This is a genomic window from Streptococcus dentapri, from assembly GCF_042649885.1.
Classification (GTDB): Bacteria; Bacillota; Bacilli; order Lactobacillales; family Streptococcaceae; genus Streptococcus; species Streptococcus dentapri.
This window is the reverse complement of the sequence record NZ_JBHSAC010000037.1, coordinates 30,759-30,998: the sequence shown is the minus strand read 5'-3', so window position 1 is coordinate 30,998 and position 240 is coordinate 30,759. Positions and strand designations below refer to the sequence as shown.

Here is a 240-nt window from a genome sequence, read left to right as displayed (position 1 = left end):
ATCAAGTGCGATGTCATTGAACAACTAATCTCCCAGATTAGTTGTTTACTCGCGAATATATTTCGCAACTGTCTTTTCATTCAGTCCAACGGTACTAACATAGTAGCCTCTAACCCAAAACTTTCGATTTCCATACTTATATTTCAAATTAGCGTGTTTATCAAATATCATTAGAGCACTTTTGCTTTTCAAATATCCCATAAAATCGGAAATCGAAAGTTTTGGGGGTATCAAGACAAG

At 35.0% G+C, this 240-nt stretch carries 1 pseudogene; it reads right to left on the bottom strand.

The annotated features are described in order from the left end of the window. Positions 1-51: 51 nt before the first annotated feature. Positions 52-240: pseudogene (gene tnpA / locus ACFOSE_RS04160) on the bottom strand (IS200/IS605 family transposase); the annotation flags it as partial.